This window comes from Caballeronia sp. LZ001, from assembly GCF_031450875.1.
GTDB lineage: Bacteria > Pseudomonadota > Gammaproteobacteria > Burkholderiales > Burkholderiaceae > Caballeronia.
On sequence record NZ_JARTVX010000004.1, the window covers coordinates 1,401,472 to 1,425,742 of the forward strand.

Consider the following 24,271-nt stretch of genomic DNA (forward strand, 5'->3'; position numbering starts at 1 on the left):
CAATGAGACCTTCCACTTACGCGGGATTCGCTTTGCTCGTCAGTTGTGGCGCGGCCTTCGCGCAACAACCGCTCGCCTTGCCCGGCCGCAGTCAGAGCACGGGGCAGCAGAGCGTCGACAACGCGGCCTGCTACGCCTATGCCAATCAGACGACCAAGGTCGTGATGGCGCGCGAGCCGCAGACCGCACCCAAGAACAACGCCATCGAGACGCGCACGCTCGGGGCTCCGCGCCCGGTTGAGCCGCCGTTGCCGCCGGTTGCATCGGGCGCGCTGGCCGCGTCGGCGGCGCCGGCATCGGGCGCATCCGCGACGATGGCGGGCCGGCCCGCAGGCGCTTCGGCGACGGTTGCCGCGGGCGCATCGGCGCCGATGGGCGCATCCGGAGCCGCGGTCGCTGCAGGTGCTTCGGGCGCATCGGGCGCCGTGGCGGCCTCGGGCGCATCGGATGCAAATTACGCCGAGATGAAAATGCCGCCGATGCCGCCGCCCGAGCCGCCAATGGTGCGCTACTGGCGCGCGTACGGCGAGTGCATGCAAAATCGCGGTTACTACGTTCGCTGAAGCCGAGGGCCGCCGATGAGCGCATTCGCTCGAGTGCGCTCGTTGCATCGGCTAATGCAGGGCGCTTGTCGCGCTCGTGGCTATACGGCTGAAGCAGACGGTGAAAGAGTATTCAACTCTTGCGGACGCGGCCAGACAACACGGCCCAGGCAGTCTGCATCGTGCGACCTACGCTCATAACGAACGCGCCCGAGGGCCAAGCGATTAGAAGCTCCTTGCAGCGCGAAACGGAGACTTCAGATGAACGCCATGACGTCCCTTCACGAAGGCCAATGCGCGTGCGGCGCGGTGCGCCTTGCGGTTTTCGCGCGGCCGCTGCAAGTCAATCTCTGCCACTGCATGACATGCCGCCGCATTCACGGCGCGCCGTTCGGCGTATATGCCATCTTCGAGCGCGACGCCGTGCAGATCACGGGCGATACCGTCGCTTGGCAAAGCTCGGAGACCGGGCATCGGCATCATTGCCTGACATGCGGCTCGCCTATCTATCTCGCCTTCGACCGCGTGCCGGAAATCGAAGTGCCAACCGGCATCTTCGACGAAACCGGCCTCTTTCCGCCCACTTACGAAATCTGGTGCAAAAACGCCGAGCCGTGGCACGACGCGCAGGGCAGGCCGCGCTTCGCACGCGGCCGGCAGTACTAGTTCATCAGCACTCGACGATTGCCTTCACCACGCCCGCCTTCGGGTCGAGTAGCGACGAGAAGCGCTCGGGCACGTCGGCGAGCGTGAGCCGGTGAGTGTTGAGCGCATCGGTCGGCACTTCGCCGCGACGCATGGCATCGAGCACGGTCTCGAAGTCCTCGGGCGTTGCGTTGCGGCTCGCGAGCAAGGTTGCTTCGCGCTTGTGAAACTCGGGATCGGCGAACGAGATGCGGTCCGGCACGATGGACACCAGCACGTACTTGCCGCCATGCGCGATGAATTCGAAGCCGCGTTCCATTGCGCGCGAGTTGCCCGTGGCATCGAAGACGACATCGAAGAATTCGCCGTTGGTGAGGCTCGACAACTCTTCCTTGTCGCGCTCGCCGATTTGCACGGTCGCGTCCGCCTTCAACTCGCGACGGCAGAAGTTCAGGCGATCTTCACGCGTGTCGAGCGCGGTCACGTTTGCGCCGCGCAGACGCGCAAAGGTGATCGCCGCCATGCCGATCGGCCCCGTGCCGACGACCAGCACGCGTTGTCCCGGTTGCACATCCGCGCGGCGCACCGCATGCGCGCCGATCGCGAGGAATTCCACCATCGCGGCCTGATCGAGCGTGACGCCTTCGGCCTTGTGGACGAATTGCGCGGGGAGGTTCAGATACTCCGTGAACGCGCCGTCGCGATGCACGCCGAGCACCTGAATGTTCACGCAGCAATTGGTTTTGCCCTGGCGGCATGCAATGCACTTGCCGCACGACAGATAGGGCATGACATAGACGGTGTCGCCCGCCTTGAGTCCGCTCGATGCATCCGCCTCTTCGATCACGCCGGAGAGTTCATGCCCCATCACGCGCGGATACGACAAGAACGGCTGATTGCCGGTGAAGATATGCAGGTCGGTCCCGCACACGCCGACGCGCTTCACGCGCAGCAGCACTTCGTTGTCGCCGCGCGCGGGCTTCTCGCGCTGTTCGGCCTTGAGAGTTCCGGGGGTTTCGCAGATGACGGTCAGCATGGCGTGTCTCTTTATGTGGTTCGTGTGGGGGCGACAGCGCATTAATTTAGCGATACGCGGCGATCTGGTCAAGCCAATTTGGTATTCGATAAAGTGGTAAGGCCGGATTGTGCGTCGGCGCGGCGGCGCGTTTCGCCTTATATTCTGAGCATCTCAATAAGGTTTCAGGACGGCACGTGCTTGCACTTCAGGATTTTGTCGAGCGGCATCCGCGGCTATTCGTGCTGTCGGGCGCGGGTATCAGCACCGAGTCGGGTATTCCCTGTTATCGCGATCGTGAGGGCCAGCGCACGGGCCGTCAGCCGATTCTTCTGAAAGAGTTTCTAGGCAACGACTACGCGCGCCGCCGTTACTGGGCGCGCAGCCTGATTGGCTGGCCGGTGGTGGCGGATGCGCAACCGAACGCGGCGCATCACGCCGTGCGGGCGCTGGCGGCGCGTTCGCGGGTGCATCGGCTGGTGACGCAGAATGTCGATGGCTTGCATACGCGTGCTGGAAATCCCGATGTCATCGAGCTGCACGGCAATCTCGGCCGCGTGCGCTGCATGGCTTGCGGCGCGGCGCTTACGCGCGTGGCGGTGCAGCGGATGCTGGAAGAAGCGAACCCGGATTTTACGAATTACACGGCGCCGTCGGTGCCGGATGGCGATGCGCAAATCGAGAATATCGACTTCGCTTCGTTCAATGTGCCGGGCTGCACGCGTTGTGGTGGCGTGCTCAAGCCGGACGTGGTGTTTTTCGGCGAGAGCGTGCCGCGCGCGCTGGTGCAGGACGCGGCAAGCTCGCTCGAAGCCGCCGACGCGATGCTCGTGCTCGGGTCATCGTTGATGGTGTATTCGGGCTATCGATTCTGCGAATGGGCGGCGAAGAGCGGCAAGCCGATTGCGGCGATCAATATCGGCAAGACGCGCGCGGATGCATTGCTTGCGTTGAAGGTCGAGGCGCCTTGTTCGGAGACGCTCGAGGCGTTGATCGAGGGGCTGGATGGGGGGTGAGCGGGGACGCTCGATGCGTTGAACGAGCGTCCCCACGTATCCACTCAGCCCGCTTCACCCGCCATCGAATCAATCCCCTCCAGCAACCTCTCCGCCTGCTCCATCCGCGTAAAAATCCCCGGCGTCACACGCACGACATCGCTTGCATCTAGAATCGGCCGCGCGACCGTGAACACGCCAAACCTGTCCTTCAACGTCTTCACGATGACATCGCTCGCCAGTCCTTCGATGCGAAACGCAGTGATACCCGCCGTCATCGATGCATCCGCTGGCGTCATGATCCGCACGCCCGGCAGCGCGCGCGCCGGTTCGGCCCAGGCGTCGCGCAAGGCCCGCAGACGCGCTTCCTTCGAGCGCGCGCCAATGCGCTGATGCAACTCCAGCGCCGCCGGCAACGTGAGCCAAGCCGCGAAGTTCGGCGAACCCGTGTGCACGCGCGAACGGATATCGTCGGCGGGCCAGGTCGTATCGCCGAGATAGGGACTAATTGAATCGAGACGCTCTTTCTTGATGTAGATCGCCCCGCAACCGAGCGGCGCCCCGATCCACTTGTGCAGATTCAACGCGACAAACGGCGCGTTGAGCGTCGGCACGTCGAAGTCGAGCATGCCCCAGGAATGCGCGGCATCGACGATCACGTCTGCGCCCGCAGCTTTCGCGAGCGCCGCGATCTCGCGAACCGGCGGCACCAGCCCCGTCGCAAAACAGACATGCGACAGCAGCACGAGCTTCGTGCGCGGATGTGCTTTCAACGCCGACGTGTAAGCGTCGAGCACGGCCTCGCGCGTGGCAGGCTCGGGCATCGTCATGCGCACTGGCTCGACGCCGCGCCGTTCGCGCAGCCATTCCATCGCATCGCGTCCGCACGGGTAGTCGAGGTTGCTGTAGAGCACGGTATCGCCCGGTTCGAGGCCGTTATAGCCGCTGATGAGCGCAAGCAGCGCCTCGGTCGCGTTGCGCGTGAGCTCTATCTCGTCGGCGGAACAGCCCATGGCGCCAGCAAGACGCTGACGCAGGCCGTCGTGGATCGTCATCCAATGCGGACGCACGAGCAGCGTGGTTTCGTGGTTCAGGCGATCGATCCAGTAATGGAACATCGACTTGACCGGCTCGGCCATGGCGCCCCAGTAGCCGTTTTCCAGATTGATCAGGTCGTCGGACTGTCTATACAGCCCGCGCACCGCGTCCCACCAGTCTTCGGCATGAGCGATGTTCGTGGCAGGCGCGACGGGTAACGCGGCCAGGGCGGCGTTGAATTCAGGCGTGCGGAAGTCGAGATGTTCGGTCATCGGTCTTTTGATCGCGTGAGGAGCATCAAGTATCGCCGATGAAGTATCGATTGGACAAAGTTACCGCCGTTGCGACGAAGGTATGGACAAAATGCCGACTAATCGTATTTCCGCCCCTTCAGACTTCGCAACCGCCCGCCGTAATAGTTCCTAGAGCGCCAAGCCCCGGATGAGGGCAAACGTTCGCTTGTACGCCGCGTAAGGCGCACGAGTCGAACATACGACGCCGAAACAGTTCCACGAACTGACTGAGAGAACCTTCAAATGAACCTTAGAAACATCACGATCAAGAACAAACTGGTCGCCGGCTTCGGCATTCTTGCCGTCCTCGTGGTGCTCGTCGCAGGCATGTCGCTGCGCTCGCTTTCCCAGGCGACCGACGGCTTCGCGAACTACGTCAACGGCATCAACGCGCGCGCCGATGTGGCCAGTCAGTTGCGCACCGCAGTCGATCGCCGCGCCATTGCCGCACGCAATCTCGTGCTCGTCAGCAAGCCCGCCGATCTCGAATTGGAAAAAGCCCAGGTCACGCGCGCTCACGAAGACGTGCAGGCGCGCCTGAAACAACTCAAGGACATGATCGCCTCGGCGAGCGACACGAGCGAGAAGGCCCGTGGCCTCGTCGCCGAAATGGCGCGCGTGGAAGGCTTGTACGGCCCGGTGGCGACGGATATCGTCGGCCTCGCGCTCGCCGGCAAGCACGACCAGGCGATCTCCAAGATGGACGACGAATGCCGTCCGCTGCTCGCCCAACTGGTCAAGGCCACCGACGACTACGCGAGCTACACGGCCACGCGTCGCGAAGAGATCGTGCGTGATTTCGAAGCTCAGTACGAAATGCAGCGCAACGTGCTGATCGCGTTGTGCGCGTTCGCCACGCTGTTCGCGGTGGCTGCGGGCTTTGCGATCACGCGTTCGATCACCCGGCCTATCGAGGACGCAGTCGAGATCGCGCAAACCGTGGCGCGTGGCGACTTGCGCAGCACGATCATCGCCGATTCGAAGGACGAGACTGGCGACTTGCTGCGTGCGCTTGCCGAGATGAACGAACGCCTGACCGAAACCGTGAGCCGTGTGCGCGACAGCAGCGGCGCGGTGGGCGGCGCCGCCAAGGAACTGGCCACAGGCAACACGGACCTGAGCCAGCGCACCGAAGAGCAGGCGGCGTCGTTGCAGGAAACGGCGGCGAGCATGGAGCAATTGACGTCCACGGTGCGTCAGAATGCCGACAACGCGCATCAGGCGAGTTCGCTCGCGTCGAATGCCTCGAATGTCGCGCGAAAGGGCAGCGATGTGGTCGGTCGCGTGGTCGACACCATGCACGGCATCAGCAACAGCTCGTCGAAGATCGCGGAGATCACGGGCATCATCGAAGGCATCGCTTTCCAGACCAACATTCTGGCGCTCAACGCGGCCGTTGAAGCGGCGCGCGCGGGTGAACAGGGACGCGGCTTTGCGGTCGTGGCAAGCGAAGTGCGCAGCCTCGCGCAGCGCTCGTCGTCGGCGGCGAAGGAGATCAAGGAACTGATCGCCGATTCCGTCGAAAAGGTGAAGGACGGTTCGGCACTCGCGAGCGAAGCCGGTACGACCATGACCGAAGTAACGCAGGCCGTGGCTCAGGTGACCGACATCATGTCGGAGATCGCGGCAGCATCGGCGGAGCAGGGACGCGGCATCGAGCAGGTGAATCAGGCCATCACGCAGATGGACGAGGTCACGCAACAGAACGCGGCGCTCGTCGAGGAAGCCGCGGCCGCATCGCAGGCGCTGGAAGAGCAGGGCCGTCGCCTGAACGAAGTCATGGCGTTCTTCGTGGTCGAAGGCGGTGGTATTGCGCCCCGGTCGTATGCGCCTGCCGCGCCCGTGGCGCGTACTGCCGCGCGCGTTGCCGCACCCGCGCGTACGCGGCGTGCCGCGCCCGTGGCGACCGCTGCGGCGACGCATGGCGACGAGTGGAGTTCGTTCTGACCGATCGCGCGCATTAGCGCGTTGAAGCTGCGTCGGACCGATGCCGTGCGTAGCGGCGTCGAACGAACGCCGCCACGGCTTTGAAGCGTGCTTACTTCGATACGACGAACTCGCAAGCGACCTGCAGCGGCGCAAACCTCACGCCGCTGCCTGCCAAGCATCAATGATGTTCGAACTCCGCACGCGGCTTCGGCGTTGCCTTGACCTTCGTGTACTGGAATTCGGGCAGGGCCTTGATCGCGTCCTTCGTCGCGCCGGGCAGCACGAGCTTGCCGCCCTGGAAATCGAGTTGCTCGACTGGAATGGCGACGTCGTGATGCGAGACGCCGAGGAACTGGTTTGCCGCGATGATCGCGAACGAAACCGAACGGTCTGGCGCCACGATGATGTCGTGGATCACGCCGACCTTCGCGCCCTGTTCATTGAAGACGGGCTTGTTGAGAATCGACTTCCTGACGCTCCAGCCGTCGATGATGGCGGTCGATACCTCGACCGATACGCCGAGCGTCTGTGCGCCCGCAACTTGCGCGTAGGACGCGGTGGAAGTCAGGCCAATGGCCGATGCGGCGAAGAGCAGTGCCACGAGTTTCGAGTTCATCTTCCAATCCTCAAAAGATTTGGCAAATCAGTTCTTGGGAATTGCGCGAATCTAGCGCGGTAGAAGTGTGAACGTTTATTGCGAATTTTGCAGGGAACGTGCTCATACGCACGGCGTGCACCCGCTTGGGGCGCACGCCGTGACGCGGAAATCGAAGAAAATTCAGTGTGAAATGCGTTTCAGCGCTTCCGCTTTGTGCACGGCATGCTTGCCGCTCTTGTCGCTTTCCACCTCGTAGTGCGGATCGGACTTCGATGCATTGACCGTATGGCCATCGACTGTCGTGCGTTCGTGGATCACTTTCACGACATGGCCCGTGGTCTCGCCCTGCGGCGTACTCCAGCTAACGTGATCGTGCAGCTTGAGGGATTGAGTCATCGCGTCTCTCCATCGTTAAAGTGCCAACGAAAGCGCAACGGCCATGCCCACGCACGGCTACTTCAAGCGGGCGAGCGTCCCTTCATCCTCGTGGCCATCGAAAAAGCGTTGCAGCGCGTCGTTAAAGATCGCGGGATCGGGCGCGGTGCGCGCGAAGAGCGTCATCGACGAATGAAACTTCATGTCGTCCGGATACCCAAAAATTTGCTCGACGCTCGAATTCTTCACGCCGTTGACGATGCCCGTCAATTCGACGAGCCGCGCGCCGAGCACAGGATGCGCGATATAGGCTTCGGCTTCCGCGCGGGACTGGATAGCGTAATGCCGCGCCATGTGGCTATGGCCGAGACCTGCGATTTGCGGGAACACGAACCACATCCAGTGCGTGCGCTTGCGGCCGGCGGACAACTCGGCGCGCACGTCGTCGATGACGGTTTCTTGTCCATCGACGAAGCGTTGGAGATCGAAGGTATCGCTCATGGCATGTCCTGGCTCTGTAGTCACGCGACGGCATCCGCGATGCGCTTTCGCAGCGCCGCATCCGGATAATCGCCAATGCCCGCGCGCACGTTGTCGATCATGTACTCGCGCCGTCCGGTGCCCGGAATCACGCAAGTGACGGCGGGGTTTCCCAACACGAATTTGAGCAGAAGCTGTGCCCAACTCGTGCAGCCCAAATCGGCCGCGAACGCGGGCAGCGGTTTTGCGCGAAGCGAGGCGAGCAGCGAGCCGCCGCCGAACGGCTGATTGACGAGCACCGCGACGCCGCGCTCGGCGGCAAGCGGCAGCAGCCGTTCCTCGGCGTCGCGGTCGTTGGCCGCGTAGTTGATTTGCACGAAGTCCACACGCTCGGATCGCAGCACCGCTTCGACCTGCCCGAACGCGCTCGACGTGTAATGCGTAACGCCGATATAGCGCACGCGCCCGGCCGCTTTCCAATCGCGCAGCGTGGCGAGTTGCGTGCGCCAGTCGAGCAGATTGTGGATCTGCATGAGGTCGATGCGCGGCGTTTTGAAAAGGCGCATCGACTGTTCCATTTGCGCGATGCCCGCCTCGCGTCCATCGGTCCACACCTTGGTGGCGATGAACGCCTTGTCGCGTGCGTGCAATTCGGCGAGCAGGTCGCCCGCGACGGCTTCGGACGAGCCATACATGGGCGATGAATCGATCACCGAGCCGCCCGCCGCGAACAGCACGCGCAGCACTTCGGCGAGTTCGCGACGGCGGGCGGCGTCGTCGCCGACGTCGAATGTGCGCCACGTGCCGCAGCCGATTACAGGCAGCGCTTCGTTGCTCGATGGAATCGGGCGCTTGTGCATGGGCGTCGACTGCGAGGGCGCGATCTGCGCGATGAGCGGGTTTGTCGCTCCGGCGAGCGCCGCCGTGGCCGCGACACGCAGGAACCGTCGGCGATCCGGTGAACGGCCGTTCATGGCAGAGAAGAACCATGACGCAGTGCATGGTTCGAGTTAGGCAAAGGCATCATCGATCAGGCTCCTGGCGAAGACATGCAAGAACAGACGCAATGTCCGGTGCAACCCGCGTCTCGCAGCAGGATAACCCGATACCGAAACGAACGATGCCGGCGCTTCTTCTTCCTGGGCTCGTCGAGACAGACTCGGAAACGGTTACCATAACCGGCGCGTTTGTTTCACGTACGTGCTCGCCTGATCGATACGCTTGCGTCTATGCTCGGAAGTCGTACCCGGCAACGAAAGCTCGATCTGACATTTTTTTGCAGCTAAGGCGAACCGTGCAGTTAGCATGTGCGCCCGAGCGCCGGCATTCGCGGCTTCGCTCTTCGCACCTTGCAAAACAAAAATGAGTCTCCCAGACGCCCAGAACTTACCGCTCAACATAGACAGCGTGCGCGCCTTGCGCGTGGCCGGGCGCGCCGTCGAAGCGCAGGCCATGATCACTCGACTCGCCGCCTTGCCCGATCCGGGCATATGGATCGGACAACTCGGCATCGACTTGAACTATCTCGGCATGCGCGAGCTTGCGGAACGTTGTCTCAGGATAGCGCTTACGCATGACATGTCTCCCTTAGTGCGCTACCAGCTCACCGAAGAACTCGCGATGGTGCTTTACTCGAGCGGCAAGTATCACGAAGCGCATGCACTGCATCGCATCAACCGCGATGTCGGACGCGGCGAGTCGCTTCTCCACGTGCTCTTTAGCGGTGACATGCCGTGGATCGACTTGGCGCGTCCCAAGCTGCTCGGCATAGACGAACCCGTTGCCGGCAAGTCGATCTTGATCTCCATCGAAGGCGGCTTCGGCGATTTCGTGCTCTATTCGCGCTACGTCGATGCCTTGCTGCGGGAAGGCGCACGCGAGTTGGTCATCGAAGTCTTCGACGAGTGGCGCGATGTCGTCCGCCCGCGCGAAGGCGTGCGTCTTGTCATCCCGACGGCCGAGCAACGTGCGCACGAGATGCAGCATTGCGACCGCATCACGTACGTGTTCAATCTCTTCGCGCGCTATCAGCATTCGCCATATTTTCCGATGGAGAATCCCGGCGGCATGATCGCATGCAATCCCAATCGCGGCTTGCCGCACGAAGCGCTTGCATCGATGCCACGCGAACCGAAGCGGATGAAGGTCGGTATCGGCTGGCGCAGCGCCAGCAACGTGCGCCATGAGCCGTACCGGTCGATGCAACTCCAACAACTGGCCGCGTTGTTCGCCAATCCCGATTGCCGCTTCTACTCGCTTCAGGTCGGCGCGCTGACCGATGACGAACGTGCGTTGATGCAGGCACACGATGTCATCGACATGGCGCCGTATCTCGCGGATTTCGGCGATACGGCATACGTCCTCGACGAACTCGATTTGTTCATTACCATCGATTCCGGGCCCGCGCATCTTGCAGGCGCGTTGAATCGTCCCGTGTGGGTGCTGCTTGCAAACGCGTGCGATTGCCGCTGGTATGACTGTCAGCGCTTCACGCCCTGGTATCCGTCTATGCGGCTTTATCGTCAGACGCAACTCGGCGACTGATCTCATCCGCTCGACGAATTGCAGGCCGATCTGGCGCAACTCGCTGCACGCTGACGCCGCTCGACCCCGGCGCGCTTCATGTACGATTGACGCAGCTCCCACATGCGCCCGCGACATGACTCGTCTATCGATCCGTTTGGTTCTCGTCCTGGCGCTCGTCTTGGCGATCGCGCTGACTGGCATTGCGCATGCCGCATCCGGCGACGACGATCCATCGACCGTTATCAGCGACAGCCACGAGTTCGTCGTGGCCGAAGACGGTTCGGTGACGGAGGACGATACCACCGTGTTGCGCGCGAACACGTCGGCCGGCATCGACGAAATTGCGCAGCGTTACGTCTGGTACGACCGCAGCGTGTCGAACGTGGAAATCGTCGAAGCCTATTCCGTCGATGCCAACGGCGCGCGTCACGATGTTTCGCCCGAGCAGATCCGTGACATCCAGGAGCCGCGTTCGGCAGGCGCGCCCACGTTTCAGGACGCCAAGCTGCGCGCGGTGATTTTTCCGGCGGTGGGCATCGGCTCGACGGTGCATCTGCGGTTTCGCAAGAGCCAGGCGAGTCCTGTCATCGCGGGGCAGTTCAACTATTACGTCGATCCAGGTTCGCGGCCGGTGCTTGCACAGCGGCTCATCTTCGATCTGCCCGCGACCAAGCCGCTCTTCGCCGATGCGCGCGGCTATGAAGCCGAGCCGCCCGTCACCGCGAATGGCCGCACGCGCTATGCGTTCGATTACCGTCGCGAACACATTGCGCGCATCGAAACCGGCTCGGTCGCTTACGCGCAATACGGCGACCGTCTGATGGTGTCGACGTTTCCCGATTACGCGAGCTTCGCCGCGAGCTATCGCGAACCTTCCGTGGACCCGAGCACGAAAGATCCCGCCGTGATCGCGTTCGCGCAATCGCTCACACGCAACGACGCCGACGCGCGCGCCAAAGCAAAGACGCTCTACGACTGGGTACGTCGCAATATCCGCTATGTCGCGATGTTCATCGGTCAAAGTCCCGCCGTGCCGCATCGCGTGACCGAGGTACTTGCGAATCGTTATGGCGATTGCAAGGACCACGTCGCGCTGTTCGGCGCGTTGCTCGATGCCGTGGGCATTCGCAACGAGCCCGCGCTGATCGGCCTGGGCGCGGTGTATTCGCTGCCTTCGGTGCCAGGCTACGGCGCGGGCGCGATCAATCACGTCATCACATGGATGCCCGATCTGAATCTATATGCGGATAGCACGGCGGCGAGCGTCGAGTTCGGCTATCTGCCACTCGCGGACATGGATCGCCCGACCGTGCTCGTGAATGCCGGCAAGCTTTCGCACACGCATCCACGCAGCCCTTGTCGCGCGCGGCGCGATTGCAGATCGACGTGGCGCCCGGAGGCGTCGCCAACTTTGCGTACTGGGTCGAGGATGCAGGATGGAGTGCCGAGATCGAGCGTATGAATTTGCGTTCGGCGAATACGGAGCGGCGCGAGCAGATCGCAACGGACCGTCTGCGTTATACGAATCTGCGTGGCGCGGGCGCGCTCACGACCAGCGATGTCGATGCCACGAGCGGCCCCTTCGCCACGACCGTGAACGGCACGCTTGACGACGTGGTCTGGCCCACTGGCACGACCGCGTTGCCCGCGTTGACGAGTCTCTCGGGCGGCATCGCGACGCAGGCGCGCAACTGGCTTGCGGAGCGCGTGCGTACGCAACCTTATCTGTGCGTAGGCGGCGTGTTCGACGAGGTATCGCAGATCGTGCTTCCTCGTACGATGCACGTGGTCGAAGTGCCCGACAACCTCGACCTCGATAGCGGCTTCTTCCGCTTTTCATCGCGCTATCTGTTCGATGCAGCGACCAACACGATTCAGATCTCGCGCACTTTCACCGCGAATTTCGGCAAGCAGGTCTGCACGCCCGAGGACTTTCAGGCGGCGCAGCCGGTGCTTAAGAAGATCGAGCGCGATACGCAAGGGCAGATCATCGTGAAGGCGCGTCATTGATAAGACATGGTGAAGGTGACGAGCCCGGACAGGCTGCCAGGCGACACGGTCGATGCCACCCGGATGTATTGCACGACGAGCGGAATGCTCATTGGGCCGCCTGTCGACGTGGCGACCATCCATTGGCCCGGGTTGCCAGCCACGGATGTATCGGCGCCAAAATTCACCGCTGTATCGCCGTTGAGGATTTGCAATGCAACACCTTGCGCGGTCGAATCGCTAGTCGGCGTCAGTGTGTTGGAGCGGTTGCCTGGCGCCACGCTGTCAGTTAGGGTCACGAATACGCGTATGTTCGACGCGCAGTCGAGGTTGATCGACAGCGGTGTTGGCTCGGCGGATGCACCGACCGCCTTCAATGCAGATGTATTCACCGTTTTCATCGTGACGTAAATTACCGATGACTTGACCGAACAAGTCGCGCCGACTACCGCGAATGGCGAGGTGCTCAGAATGGCGTCGACGAGCGTTCCTCCAAGCATCATCTGCGCGGTCAAGGCGCCATTCACTGTACCGTTCCCTACCGGTCCGGTTGTGACAACCTCCACGCCGAGCGTCGTTCCGTTCCAGGCCCACTGACCATTGAAGGTCTCCCCGTCGCCAGCGCCCCAGTATCGCCGCACGCCGCCGTAGCTGTCGTAAAAGCGCATACCGATGCCCGGCACGTTGGTGGCGAAAGTGTACGGACTCGCGGAGACCTGGGCGCCGCCGGTGACGCTCCGGTTGACGATCCCGTTGCTCGCGCACGTGGCGAAATTACCTGAAGCCGGGATGGCGGTTTGCTGCGGAGCGTTATACAGCAACGTACCGACCGCGGTATCGCGTCCAACGCTGACGCTGGGAATTGCGAAGACGTAAGTCTGCGTGCTCTGACCATTTATCCAGGTGCAGGCTGCGTGCGCCACGTTCGAACCTAGCAGCGCTGCAACGGCAATGGCCACTCTGGCCGACGAAAAGCGCGCTGTGGCGTACGGTGACGAAGTGAAAAAACGCATGGCTTTCACGATGATCGGAAGGGTCAATGAGTATGCCGATCGTTGCGGATGAATCCTGCCCTGGACGATTAAGCGATAGCACAAAATTCATTCGTCATCACGCTTGCGTTGCGTGCCTTCACTGCGCGTCACGCGCTACACGAAAACCGTTCTGCGATTGCCTCACGCTCGAGCTGTATTTGAATCGCGTGGCCGATTGCATATAGCTCGCGCCTTCGCGCCACGAGCCGCCGCGAATCACGCGCACTGAACATGATGGATCGTCCCACGCGTGGCCATCGGCCGGTGCGCCTTTGTAGTTGCCGTGCCAGCAGTCGGCGACCCATTCCCAGACGCTGCCGTTCATGTCGTGGAGACCATACGGATTCGCGGCAAATGAGCCTACGGGCGTCGGCGCTTCGGGACGATAAGGCTCGCCGCAATCCTTGCAGTCGGCGTTGCCTTTCTTCATTTGATCGCCCCACCAGTAAGTGCTCTGCGTGCCGCCGCGCGCCGCATATTCCCATTCGGCCTCGGTCGGCAGGCGATATGCCTTGCCGCCCACCTTGCTCAACCATTTGACGTAGACCTGCGCGTCGTCCCAACTGACGTTGCGCATCGGCGCATTGGCGGGCGGCGCGTTGCCGGCGTCGCCATCGGGTGAGATACGTGTGCAGGCGCCGGCATCGACGCATGCATTCCATTGTTCGATCGTCACCTCGTATTTGCCGATGAGATACGGCTGCGCAATGGCCACGCGATGCGGCGGCTTTTCTGCGGGATCGTCGTTGTTGCTGCCCATGGTGAAGCTGCCAGCCGAGAGCGGGACCAGCGCGGGACAAGACGGGCAGTCTTTTACTTCGGCCCCAGCGGAAGTCTTCGCTGCGGGTTTGGATGCAACTGCGACAGGGGCGGTCGTGGTTGCCGGTGCAGGCGTGGGCGCGGTTTGACGCGGCTTTTCAGCGACGATAGGCGGCGCGGGCTTCGGCGTTGGCGCCGGAGTAGGCGAAGCTGGCAACTGCGGCGATGCCGCGGGCTTCGAGCTTGCGGCGGCCGCCCGCAAGCGATCGATGCGTGCCTTGGCAAGCGTGGCGAATCGTCCGTTCGGATACGCCTTCAAATAGGCTTCGTAATCGCTTGGGTACGTGCTGTCCTTGATCGAATCCCAGAAGGTCAGTTCGTATTGCTCGCTGCTGTCCTTGGGAAGAATGCCGCGCGTACGGGTACCCGTGGCGGATTGCGTCGCATCGATGGCGTCCGTGGAAGCTAACGACATCGGTGCGAGTGTGAATGCGGCATCGAGTGTCGATGCGATCCACGGCCGTTGGCTATCGTGCGTCGACTGCGCGACATTTGCGGCGGCTATTTCGAATATTCTGGATGTGGCGCGTGCTCCGCCGGACATCGCTCGTAACAGCGCGGCGGTGTAAAGGCCGTTGCGTTCCGTCTCGGCGGCTTCGGTCGCAAAAGTAGTTGCGTACGCAACCAGTGTGTTCGCGGGCGAAGACATGCTCTCGGTGGGCGCGGCACCGAAGGGATCGTTCAGACACATGTCGAGCACGACGATGTTCGCGGCGTCCGGACGGCGTTGCACCATGCGCGCCACGACATCCTTCACCGGAATACCTTTCTCGACCAGCGTGACGGGCGCATCGGCGCGGGCATCGAGCGGGGCGAGCAGGGCATCGCCGCCTGCCTGCAGACCGTGGCCCGCAAAGTAGACGAGCGCGGTATCGTGTGGACCCAGTTGCATGACGAACGTGTCGAGCGCGTCGCGCATGGCGGTCTCGTTGAGATCGATACGGCGCGTCACGTTGAATCCGAGCGACGTGAGCGCAACGCTCATATCGTATGCGTCGTGCTCCGCGGCCGGCAGCGGGGCGTCGCCGTAGTGCGTATTGCCGATAACGAGCGCCATGCGATTCGCATGAGTGTCGGCGGCCGCGACCGAAGGTCTCTCAAGCGGTGGATCGGAAGGCGCTGCGAACGCGCCGCCCATCGTCACGAACATGCCTGCGATGAAGAGAGTTCGCCACATATTCACACCCTTTCGGTCCGGCTTGATTAGGGGCGCGCCGTTCGCGCGTCTGTCGTTGTCGCCTGGATGCTCATGCGAAGTCGGCGCATGCGAGGACCATGCATTTGCCGTCGCGCTCGTGCATCTGCAGCACAAACAAAGATAGCACGCGGTCAGTCGGCACTTAAATCCCCATTAAGCAGGTATGCGTGATGAGGAGTGCGCTTCCGGTCTCTCGTAAGTATCTTTTTTAAACGTTACGTTCTAATCTAAAAACCTGACGACGGCTTGATCGCTCCACGCACGAGCGTACGACAGTATCTTCAGCGCTCGCACATTCGTCAGTCCTTCATGTGACTGTTCATCAAGAGGCATGCACAACATGTTGAGAAGAACCGTGCTTGGCGCACTGGCTTCACTCGCCGCCGTCGCCGCCGATACGTCTTTTTCCGCCGCGCGTCAGCGCACTCCCGCTCCGCCGAACGCCGAGGCATACATCATCTGGCCGCCCGACGGCGCCGTGATCTCGGGCGGCAAACTTTGGGTACGCATGGGACTGCGCAACATGGGCGTCTGTCCGAAGGGCGTGGACATGCCCAACGTCGGACATCACCACTTGCTGATCGATACTGACCTGCCGCCGCTCGATCAGGAGATTCCCTCCGACCGCAATCACTTTCACTATGGCGCGGGCGAGACCGATGCGCGCCTGGAGCTTCCGCCGGGCAAGCACACGCTACAGCTGCTGATGGGCGACTACAACCACGTACCGCACGATCCTCCTGTTTATTCCAAGAAGATCACCATCACGATGAAATGAAGCATGCACGGCAACCGCGCAGCCCAGGGGAGTGACATGAAGAACCGAACCGTCAGCGCAATCGCGCTATCACGTTTTGCATTGCTTGCCGCTGTGTTTGCAGTGCAATTCGCCGTAGCGGGGCCGACGCCGGCGCCCGCCAACGCTTACGCCTATATCGGCTATCCAAACGATGGCCAGACCTTCGCGGCGGGCAAGCCTATCAAGGTGTGGTTCGGTCTACGGTACATGGGCGTGGCGCCGCGCGGCGTCAAATTCCCCAACACGGGGCATCATCACCTGTTGATCGATACGGACTTGCCGCCGATGGATCAGGAGATTCCGTCCGACCGCAATCACTTGCACTACGGCGCGGGCGAAACGGAAACGACTATCGAACTTCCGCCGGGCAAGCACACACTTCAGCTCCTGATGGGCGATGACCGGCACATCCCGACCGACCCGCCTGTGTACTCGAAGAAGATCACGATCTACGTCAAGTAAGCGGCGCGCGCATGCCTTAAGCGCCGCCTTTCCCTGTTGATACGCCATATCCGCAGACGTTTCGCGGATAAGAGCGTTCGTCTCGGGCCCGAGAAAAGCGATGTCGTTCGATAACGGACAGTTGGAGTCCGAAGTGTTGGTAGAAGACCATCATCAGTGGGTCGAGTTTGAGAGCGCATTACGTCGACCGTGCTTATGTGCGACAAGGCTTTGCTAGATATTTTTCCGCATCGAACGACGACTGGCACACCCTATGCATTTAACAGCTCACGCAAACAAGTTGTCGCCAACCACCACCCGATGCGCAAAGCGCGAAGTCCCAAGGAGAACCGCCATGACCACGCTGACCATTCAAGACCTGCCCGTTACCGAAGAGCTCGATCGCCAGACGATGTCGGCCGTGCGCGGCGGCATGTCGTTCCTGTTTCCCGGCATCGACATCACGAAGTTCGAATCTTCGTTCAGCACGCAGCAACTGATCGGCCAGACCCAGAACACGGTGAATCAAAACGGCGTGGGCGTGGCCTTCGGCGGCAACATGATGTCGAACGTCATGCCAAAGCAGGAAGCGCAGAACATCAGCACCGTCAACCTTGGCGCCAGTCCCGTACTGAGCTAAATCAACCTTATCCAGGAGCCTTCGATCATGTCCACTCTGACCATCCGCGATCTTTCCCATCAAGCCGAAATGGACCGTGACGAAATGTCGGCCGTGCGCGGCGGCATGAATTTCCTCATGCCGTTCTATAGCAGCAGCGCGTTCGATCTGAGCGGTACGACGGAACAACTCGCAAACCAGACGCAAAACACGTTCAACCAGAACGGCCTCAACGCTGCGTTCGCAAGCGACATGACCTCGAACGTCAAGCCGAAGCAGGACGCACACAACGTCAGCAACATCAACGTGTTCACGCCGTTTGTTTCGTGAAGCCGGGAATAAAAGCGGCAGTGACGCGGTAAAGCATCAATGTGGTTACGCGGTAAAGGCGAGGCACGGGGAGTCTCGCTTGCAATACCCGCCCGCCGTTCGCAAGACGGCGGGCGGCCTCCGATTCGATCCGTATGGCATCCCGTTCCGCCTTGTGATTTACTCGATGAATCGACGAGCCGGGCCGCGACGCCTCCACACTCAACCTGACCGTCGGTGCGCGTTCACCGGGAGCGAGATCGTGCAAGCCTTGTTGCCATCGTTGCGCTTTGGCTCTATGCGCTTAGGCTCTTTGCGCTTTGGGCTGCTACGCGTCGGCCTTGCAAGCGGGCTTGCTCTGCTCGCCGGTTGCATCGACGTGAAGGTGCCGACTTATCAACGCCCGGACACGCCTGAGAAGACCGCCTTCACCAAGATCGACGCGCCCAAGGTCGCAGCGGCTGCCACCATTCAGCCCGACTGGTGGAAGCAGTTCCACGATCCCGCACTGGATACGCTCGTCGGCCAGGCTATCGACAACAACTTCGATATCAAGGTGCTGGCCGCGCGCATCAACGTGGCGGGCGCGCAGATCGGCGAGGCCCGTGCGGGCGCGTTGCCTTCCATGGATGCGGGTGCGGGCGCGAGCTTCGAAAAGACCACTGGCCAGATGTTTTCGAAGCAATACAACCTGGGCACGCAAGTGAACTGGGACATCGACATCTGGGGCGCGGTGGAAAAAGGCGTGCAAGCCCAGAAGGCCGAATTTCGCGCGACGGAGGCCGACTGGCGCGCGGGTTATCTCGAACTCGTCGCCAACGTTTCGACCACTTACTTCCAGATTCTTCAGTTCGACGATCAGATCGAGCAGCAGAAGAAGACCATCGCGACCAACCGGCAAATCCTGACGATCTTCGAGGGCATGGAAAAGAACGGTCTCGTGCCCCATACGCAGGTTTTGACGCAGCGCGCGGAATTGAACCGCCTCACGCGCGATCTGCTGGAATTGCGCCGTTCGCGCGATCTTGCCAATAACGCGCTCGCTACATTGACAGGCGTTCCCGCAGGCGAATTCAAGCTGCCGGAAGGGCATCTGCAAACGCGTGTGCAGGCGCCGCCGGTGCCGTCGGGGCTGCCATCGCAGTTGCTCGCACGGCGTCCCGATCTCGTCGCGGCGGAGTATCGCGTGCTCGAATCGTATGACCTCGTCGGTCAGGCGAAGCTCGCGCAATTGCCGACCATCAGTCTCACCGGGCGCGGCGGCAGCGCCAGTTTCGCGCTGACGGACCTGCTCAAAACTTTCACCTTCAGCTTTCTGCCAAGCATCAACATCCCGGTTCTCGATCCGAGCGTTCGTGCTCACGTGAAGACCACCGAAGCGCAAACCACGGTCGCGGAACAGCAATATCGCAGCACCGTCATGAGCGCGTTCGAGGAAGTAGAGAATGCGCTCGTGAATCTCGATTCGCATACGAAGCAGCGCGTCGAGTTGCAACAGGAAGTAGAGCATCTGACCATCGTCGCGGCGCAGATCGACGCGCAGCTCAAGGAAGGCGTGATTTCTCAGCTGGAAGTGTTTGAAACCGAGCGCACCTTGCTTGCCGCACAGCTCGCGCTGCTCGCCAATCATCAGCAGATCCTGTCGGATACGGTGACGCTCTATAAGGCGCTCGGCGGCGGATGGCCAACGGTGAATGTTCAGAACGCATCCACGGATACGCCTCAGTGAGCAATCCTCAAGCTTTGCTAACGCTCGTTCCATATCGCCTCAAGCGGCTCGCGTATGGCGTTTTAAGCCAGTGCTGCATGATTGACTACGATAATGCGTGACTTAAACTTTCAACACCCGCCGTCGCATAGCTCGGCTGGCGGGACGACCCATCCGCTCCATGCGCCGCTCAAGGCTCGTGGACTCACTTCGTGACATGGACATGGCTCCAGGCGATCCGATAGCGGAACAGCAGCCGAACGTGGGCGAAGCGTTCGATGTCGTCCTGAAGCCGCTCGCTCGTAACGGAATCGGCGAGAATTTGGCGGAGATTCGTATCGACGAAAATCTCTTCGCCATTGGCCGCGCGGAAGCACCGTTCGATACCACCCCGCCCGAAGCCGTCGCCCAACTCTCGCGTCGTCATGCGCGCATCTTCATCGAGCATGGCCTCGTCTATATCGCCGATCTCGGCAGCAAGAACGGCACCGCCGTGAATGGCACACCCGTGCGCGAAATGCCCGTGCGCGTTCGTGCGGGCGATGAGATCGGGTTCGGCAACCGTCTCGCATACCGCGTGCAATTTGCACCGCGCAAGCGCCGCAACGTGGCCGTCAAGCCCTTGAGCATCACGCTCGTTCCGCAGCGCAACGACCTGAACTTGCAGCCAGTCGAATTGCTGCAATTCCCGTTTCTCGTGAGCAAGAGCGACGCTACGTTTGCGCGTCATCGAGAGCAGTATCCACATCAGGTGAATTACGTATCGCGGCGGCATGCGCACGTGTTCGTCAAGGGCGCGGCGCCGTTCGTCGAAGACCTTGGCAGCACCAACGGCACCTTCGTGAATGGCGCGCGCCTAGGCGAGTCAGCAGTCGAACTGAAGAATGGCGACACGCTTGCCTTCGGAGGCACGCATTTCGTCTATGTCGTGCATCTGCATGGCGAAGAGAGCGAATCGACGCTCACGGAAATGGCTGCCTCGCATGCCGACAATAACTTCGACAGCGACAAGACGACCTTCGTCGGATCGGCGCACTCGTTCCTCGATATCTTTTGCGTCGATCAAGCTGCGGCGATCGAAGACGAAATCAATCTGGATTCGCAGCCTGTCCCCGCAAAAGAAGCCGCTCCTGAAAAGAAGCGGCGTGGCAAGACGGCGCTTTTCGTTTCCGAATTGCATACGGCCTTCGCAGGCGATGACCGTCGTACAACGCGCCGCACGCGCATGATTGGAGCGGGTGTGCTGATCGCGATGCTCGCCGGTGGTGCGGCGCTCTTTTACAGCGGATTGAACGAACGTCAGGCGAAATCGCTGCTGGCGCAGGGCGACTATGCACAAGCTGCGAGCGTCACTAGCGACTATCTGCTCACGCATCCGCAAGACACGCAATTCGCCGCGATGAACACGGAAGCCGTGCTCAAGGGAAATGTTCCGCGCTGGCTGGCCGCATTGCAACATGGTGACTTCGCGAACGCCGACGCCGTCATCGCGCAGATGAAAGCCCTCGGTCAGAACAATCCCGATGTGCGCTCCATGATCGACGAGCTCGACTGGATAGGCAAACTGGAGAGCTTCGTGATGAGCCGCGGAGGTCCTGATGCGCCCATTCGCATGTATGACGATGAAGGGCGGATCGGCGCAATTCTGAAGCACTGGGAAGCGGATGCGTCGGGGCACCAACGCGATCTCGACCGGCTTGCGGGCTACGCGCCCGAGTTTCGCGAGCCGTATGCGCTTGCACTTAGTCATCTGCGCAAGCTGCAGAGCGACGACTCTGTCTACCTCGCGGCTATCGAGCGATTGAATGCGACCATCGTTAAAGGTCTTGCGCAAGACGATCTCGATTCCATCGACGGCGCGCTCAAGGATTATGCGGACAAATATCCCCGACTGGGCGGCCTCGATCGCGTGCGAGCCGATCTCAAGCGCTATGCGGATCTGCGCAGCGCGGCGAGCGGCACGAGCCTCGCACCGCTTGCCGCATCCGTAAATACGGCGAATTTTTCGACGCCGCCTTTTCAGGAGCGGTATCAACTGATCAGTGCGGATCAACTGCCGCCGCCTGAGGTGCTTAGACAATACGCTGCAATCGCCGATGCCTGGCGCGACGGCAAGACGCCGGATGCGCTGGACGGGTTGCAGAAATTGCCGCAAGGCTCATGGTCCGCGACTGCGCAAAAGGAACTCGCGCACAAGAAAGCCGTGGCCGCGCAATACGCCGATCTGCAAAAGGCGCGCGGCACGAAAGCTTATGACGAAGCGCTGCTGTCGTTCTACGAAACGCTCGATCTCGATAGCGACACGTGGTTCGCAAACAAGGTCGCGCCTGATGTCGCTTCGCTCCGGGATAAGGCTGCTGCCCGCGCGCAAAGCCTCATGTCGCAAGCACAGACGCTATGGAATCAGTATCGGACGAACGGTGGCATCGGCGGATCGCAACGGCTCGAATCGGGCGTGTCGGACACGTTCCGCAGTCAGGCGCGGCTTCTCACCGATGCCGAGGATGCGGCCACACGCGGCATGCGCATCTTCCGGCAAGTGAAGGCCGACAACGGTAAGTGGGCGGCGTTTGCAAGCGAGATAGACAACGAGGCGAGCCTGCAGCGCCGCTCGCTGCAGGATCTGCGCATGGTGCTCGAACCGCAGTTGCTCAAGACCAAGCTCGGCTTGATCGGTGCCAACACCATCACGACGGCAACCACGGGAGGCACGAGCGGTGAAGAAAGACGCGCACCTTAAACCTTTATCGGAAGCGCTGGTCGATCATGGCGCGGAAGGTATCGCCATACTCACGGCCGAGCCGCTGCGCCTGACGCAAGCCCTCATCTATACGATGGTCGCGCTGGTCGCGTCCGCGCTCGTCTGGTCGTTCGTGGGACATGCGGATGTCACCGTGGCCGCGCAAGGCACGCTCGCGCCGGAGTCTGAAGTGCGGCGCTTCTACGCGCCGATCGACGGCGAGCTTGCCGAGCTTTTCATCGCGGAAGGCCAGCCCGTACGCAAAGATGACGTCGTCGCGCGCCTCAATGCACGTGGTGCAATCGAAGCGGCGACCAATGCGCTCGAAGCGCAACTCAAGCTCGACGATGCGGAACGCGAATGGAAGCAGTTCCCCGAGAAGAAGCTGCTCATGCAGCGCAAGATCGTCGCGCTGAAGAATCAGATGGAAGTGGAAGAGCATCAGCATCAACAGCGCGTGAACGAAGGCACGAGCAAGCTCGCGGAAGGACAGAAGGCGCAATTGCAGGAACAACGCAGCGTGCTCGAAAACGCCCGCCGCGCACGCGATGCCGCGAAGACCGAACTCGACCGCTTCACGCGGCTCTTTGCCTTGCCGGGCGGCGGCGGGGTGTCGGAATCGCAAGTGGAAGTCAAACGCAACGCGTATCTCGAAGCCGATGGCGGCTATCGCGTGGAACAGTCGAAACTCGCAGAACTGGATTTTCGTCTGAGCCACGAATTCACGCAGGCGAAGGCGCAACTCGAAACAAGCGGACAGGAATCGACCAATCTGCGCTTGCAATATGAATCGGCCATGCGCGAAGTGGCGAGCACGGAAGACAAGTTGCGTCTGCAACTACAGACCGCGCGGCTCGTGGCGGATGCTGCCGCGCGCATCAAGTTCGAAAATATCGACAAGGATAATTTTCTGGTGATACTCGCGCCGGTATCGGGCGTCGTCACCGATGTCACATCCACGCAGACCGGTGACAAGATTCAGGCAAACACGCCGCTGGGCGGCATTGCCCCCGCCAACGCCAGGCCCGTATTGAAGATCGAAATTGCGGAACACGATCGTGCTTTTCTTCGCGAGGGACAGCACGTCAAGCTCAAGTTCAACGCGTTTCCTTACCAACGCTATGGCGTGATCGACGGCACGCTCGCGTTCATCTCGCCCGCGACCAAGCCGAGCCCTGGCACGAAGCAGCCTGTCTACGAAGGACGCGTGACACTCGATCGCGACTTCTATCAGGTGGCCGACACGAAATATCCGCTGCGTTACGGCATGACCGCCACTGCCGAGATCGTCGTGCGCGAGCGCCGGCTCATCGACCTCGGGCTCGACCCCTTCCGCAATGTGGCGGGATAGGGAAGGAGGGTTACGCACGCGGAACCGGTCGGACATGCTGCGAGATGCATCCTCAAATCAACGGAGAACGACATGACGGCGATAGTGCGAATCGACGACGAAGTGGTCGATGTCGGCGAACTGATCAGGCTGTTGAAGCTCAACGGCCAGTTCGACGGCCTGCTGGAGCAACTGGTGCGCGACAAGCTGACCGTGCGCGCGGCGAAGAAGGCGGGCGTCAAACTAAGCGACGATGAGATCCAGACGCGCGCCGACCAGTTCCGTCGTATTCGCGGGCTGCATCGCGCGGCCGACATGAACAACTATCTCGATGCGCTTTCCGTGAGTCTCGACGAATTCGAAGTGTTCATCACCGACACGCTGTATCAGGAAAAAATGCTTGAAAACATCGGTACGGAGCGCGAGGTCGAAGAATATTTTCAGCTCAATTCGCCGAAGTTCGACAGTATCGAAGTGAGCCACATTCTGCTCGATACCGAAGGCAGCGCGCGCGAAATGATCTCGTATCTCAACGACGACCCAGACAGCTTTGCGAACATGGCCCGCGAACATTCGCTCGCCGATACGCGCGAAGAAGGCGGCGTAATAGGCCGCGTGATGCGCGGGCAACTCAAGCCGGAGATCGAAGCGAAGGTCTTCAATGCAGAAGCCGGTGATCTGCTCGGCCCGTTCATCTCCGCCGATGGCTCTTCCTATGAGATTTTCTCGGTTACGTCGAAGTATCCCGCGAAGCTCGATCAGGACGTTGCAGCCGAGATTCGCCGGCTATTACGCGAGGAATGGCTGGTGGCGCGCGCGCAGGAACATGTGATCGAAGCACGTTAAGCC

General features: G+C 61.4%; 21 protein-coding genes and 1 pseudogene. 14 read left to right on the forward strand and 8 right to left on the reverse strand.

Annotated elements, in window-relative coordinates; genetic code table 11:
- The first annotated feature begins 2 nt into the window (after positions 1–2).
- Together P9292_RS17190 and P9292_RS17195 are read left to right on the forward strand one after the other, a co-directional pair.
- A complete protein-coding gene (locus tag P9292_RS17190; RefSeq protein WP_244829606.1) occupies positions 3–563 on the forward strand; it encodes a hypothetical protein in 561 nt (186 codons plus the stop codon).
- 240 nt (positions 564–803) lie between these two features.
- On the forward strand, positions 804–1,208 hold the full coding sequence (locus P9292_RS17195) for a GFA family protein (RefSeq protein WP_309960282.1): 405 nt from the start codon (positions 804–806) through the stop codon (positions 1,206–1,208).
- Positions 1,209–1,212: 4 nt separating this feature from the next.
- Here P9292_RS17195 and P9292_RS17200 read toward each other — a convergent pair whose 3' ends face one another.
- Positions 1,213–2,223, reverse strand: coding sequence for a zinc-binding alcohol dehydrogenase family protein (locus tag P9292_RS17200; RefSeq protein WP_250467130.1), 1,011 nt, complete (start codon positions 2,221–2,223; stop codon positions 1,213–1,215).
- Positions 2,224–2,330: 107 nt separating this feature from the next.
- Between P9292_RS17200 and P9292_RS17205 the strand changes: the two genes are divergently transcribed.
- Entirely contained in the window at positions 2,331–3,218 is an 888-nt protein-coding gene (locus P9292_RS17205; RefSeq protein ID WP_309960284.1) for an NAD-dependent protein deacetylase, read from the forward strand.
- 44 nt (positions 3,219–3,262) lie between these two features.
- On the opposite strand, the gene P9292_RS17210 is transcribed toward P9292_RS17205, so the two are convergent.
- Positions 3,263–4,507 (reverse strand): aminotransferase class V-fold PLP-dependent enzyme, encoded by a 1,245-nt coding sequence (locus tag P9292_RS17210; RefSeq protein WP_309960286.1) that lies wholly within the window; start codon positions 4,505–4,507, stop codon positions 3,263–3,265.
- Positions 4,508–4,771: 264 nt separating this feature from the next.
- On the opposite strand from P9292_RS17210, the gene P9292_RS17215 reads away from it, so the two are divergent.
- Complete coding sequence (locus P9292_RS17215) at positions 4,772–6,475, forward strand: methyl-accepting chemotaxis protein (protein ID WP_309960288.1); 1,704 nt, start codon at positions 4,772–4,774, stop codon at positions 6,473–6,475.
- Positions 6,476–6,635: 160 nt separating this feature from the next.
- On the opposite strand, the gene P9292_RS17220 is transcribed toward P9292_RS17215, so the two are convergent.
- The 4 genes from P9292_RS17220 to P9292_RS17235 form a co-directional block, all read right to left on the reverse strand.
- The gene (locus tag P9292_RS17220) at positions 6,636–7,073 is read right to left on the reverse strand and encodes a PRC-barrel domain-containing protein (RefSeq protein WP_244829612.1); all 438 of its coding nucleotides are present in this window, start codon (positions 7,071–7,073) and stop codon (positions 6,636–6,638) included.
- A gap of 162 nt (positions 7,074–7,235) precedes the next feature.
- Entirely contained in the window at positions 7,236–7,451 is a 216-nt protein-coding gene (locus P9292_RS17225) for a DUF2945 domain-containing protein (RefSeq protein ID WP_309960290.1), read from the reverse strand.
- A 57-nt stretch (positions 7,452–7,508) separates the two neighbouring features.
- Positions 7,509–7,931, reverse strand: a complete 423-nt coding sequence (locus tag P9292_RS17230; RefSeq protein ID WP_309960292.1) for a DUF1810 domain-containing protein — start codon at positions 7,929–7,931, stop codon at positions 7,509–7,511.
- Between the two features lie 20 nt (positions 7,932–7,951).
- Positions 7,952–8,884 (reverse strand): aldo/keto reductase, encoded by a 933-nt coding sequence (locus P9292_RS17235; protein WP_250467122.1) that lies wholly within the window; start codon positions 8,882–8,884, stop codon positions 7,952–7,954.
- Positions 8,885–9,272: 388 nt separating this feature from the next.
- On the opposite strand from P9292_RS17235, the gene P9292_RS17240 reads away from it, so the two are divergent.
- Together P9292_RS17240 and P9292_RS17245 are read left to right on the forward strand one after the other, a co-directional pair.
- Positions 9,273–10,454 carry a glycosyltransferase family 9 protein gene (locus P9292_RS17240; protein ID WP_309960294.1) on the forward strand — a complete coding sequence of 394 codons (1,182 nt, stop codon included), beginning with the start codon at positions 9,273–9,275 and terminating at the stop codon, positions 10,452–10,454.
- A gap of 115 nt (positions 10,455–10,569) precedes the next feature.
- Positions 10,570–12,446 (forward strand): annotated as a pseudogene (locus tag P9292_RS17245) (DUF3857 domain-containing transglutaminase family protein).
- On the opposite strand, the gene P9292_RS17250 reads toward P9292_RS17245, so the two are convergent.
- Complete coding sequence (locus tag P9292_RS17250) at positions 12,440–13,438, reverse strand: fimbrial protein (RefSeq protein WP_309960297.1); 999 nt, start codon at positions 13,436–13,438, stop codon at positions 12,440–12,442. The pseudogene P9292_RS17245 and the gene P9292_RS17250 overlap by 7 nt on opposite strands.
- Positions 13,439–13,556: 118 nt before the next feature.
- Positions 13,557–15,455 carry an SUMF1/EgtB/PvdO family nonheme iron enzyme gene (locus tag P9292_RS17255; protein WP_309960299.1) on the reverse strand — a complete coding sequence of 633 codons (1,899 nt, stop codon included), beginning with the start codon at positions 15,453–15,455 and terminating at the stop codon, positions 13,557–13,559.
- 361 nt (positions 15,456–15,816) lie between these two features.
- Between P9292_RS17255 and P9292_RS17260 the strand changes: the two genes are divergently transcribed.
- The 8 genes from P9292_RS17260 (at position 15,817) to P9292_RS17295 (ending at position 24,268) form a co-directional block, all read left to right on the forward strand.
- A complete protein-coding gene (locus P9292_RS17260; RefSeq protein ID WP_244829619.1) occupies positions 15,817–16,254 on the forward strand; it encodes a DUF4399 domain-containing protein in 438 nt (145 codons plus the stop codon).
- 36 nt (positions 16,255–16,290) lie between these two features.
- Complete coding sequence (locus tag P9292_RS17265; RefSeq protein ID WP_244829620.1) at positions 16,291–16,737, forward strand: DUF4399 domain-containing protein; 447 nt, start codon at positions 16,291–16,293, stop codon at positions 16,735–16,737.
- A gap of 334 nt (positions 16,738–17,071) precedes the next feature.
- Complete coding sequence (locus tag P9292_RS17270; RefSeq protein WP_250493432.1) at positions 17,072–17,356, forward strand: hypothetical protein; 285 nt, start codon at positions 17,072–17,074, stop codon at positions 17,354–17,356.
- 27 nt (positions 17,357–17,383) lie between these two features.
- Positions 17,384–17,665 carry a hypothetical protein gene (locus tag P9292_RS17275; RefSeq protein ID WP_250493431.1) on the forward strand — a complete coding sequence of 94 codons (282 nt, stop codon included), beginning with the start codon at positions 17,384–17,386 and terminating at the stop codon, positions 17,663–17,665.
- Between the two features lie 277 nt (positions 17,666–17,942).
- A complete protein-coding gene (locus P9292_RS17280; RefSeq protein ID WP_309964064.1) occupies positions 17,943–19,373 on the forward strand; it encodes an efflux transporter outer membrane subunit in 1,431 nt (476 codons plus the stop codon).
- 202 nt (positions 19,374–19,575) lie between these two features.
- Positions 19,576–22,092 carry an FHA domain-containing protein gene (locus tag P9292_RS17285; RefSeq protein WP_309964065.1) on the forward strand — a complete coding sequence of 839 codons (2,517 nt, stop codon included), beginning with the start codon at positions 19,576–19,578 and terminating at the stop codon, positions 22,090–22,092.
- Positions 22,070–23,443, forward strand: coding sequence for an HlyD family efflux transporter periplasmic adaptor subunit (locus tag P9292_RS17290; RefSeq protein WP_309960301.1), 1,374 nt, complete (start codon positions 22,070–22,072; stop codon positions 23,441–23,443). The genes P9292_RS17285 and P9292_RS17290 overlap by 23 nt, the downstream gene beginning before the upstream one ends.
- 72 nt (positions 23,444–23,515) lie before the next feature.
- Positions 23,516–24,268, forward strand: a complete 753-nt coding sequence (locus tag P9292_RS17295) for a peptidylprolyl isomerase (protein ID WP_309960303.1) — start codon at positions 23,516–23,518, stop codon at positions 24,266–24,268.
- Positions 24,269–24,271: the final 3 nt, after the last annotated feature.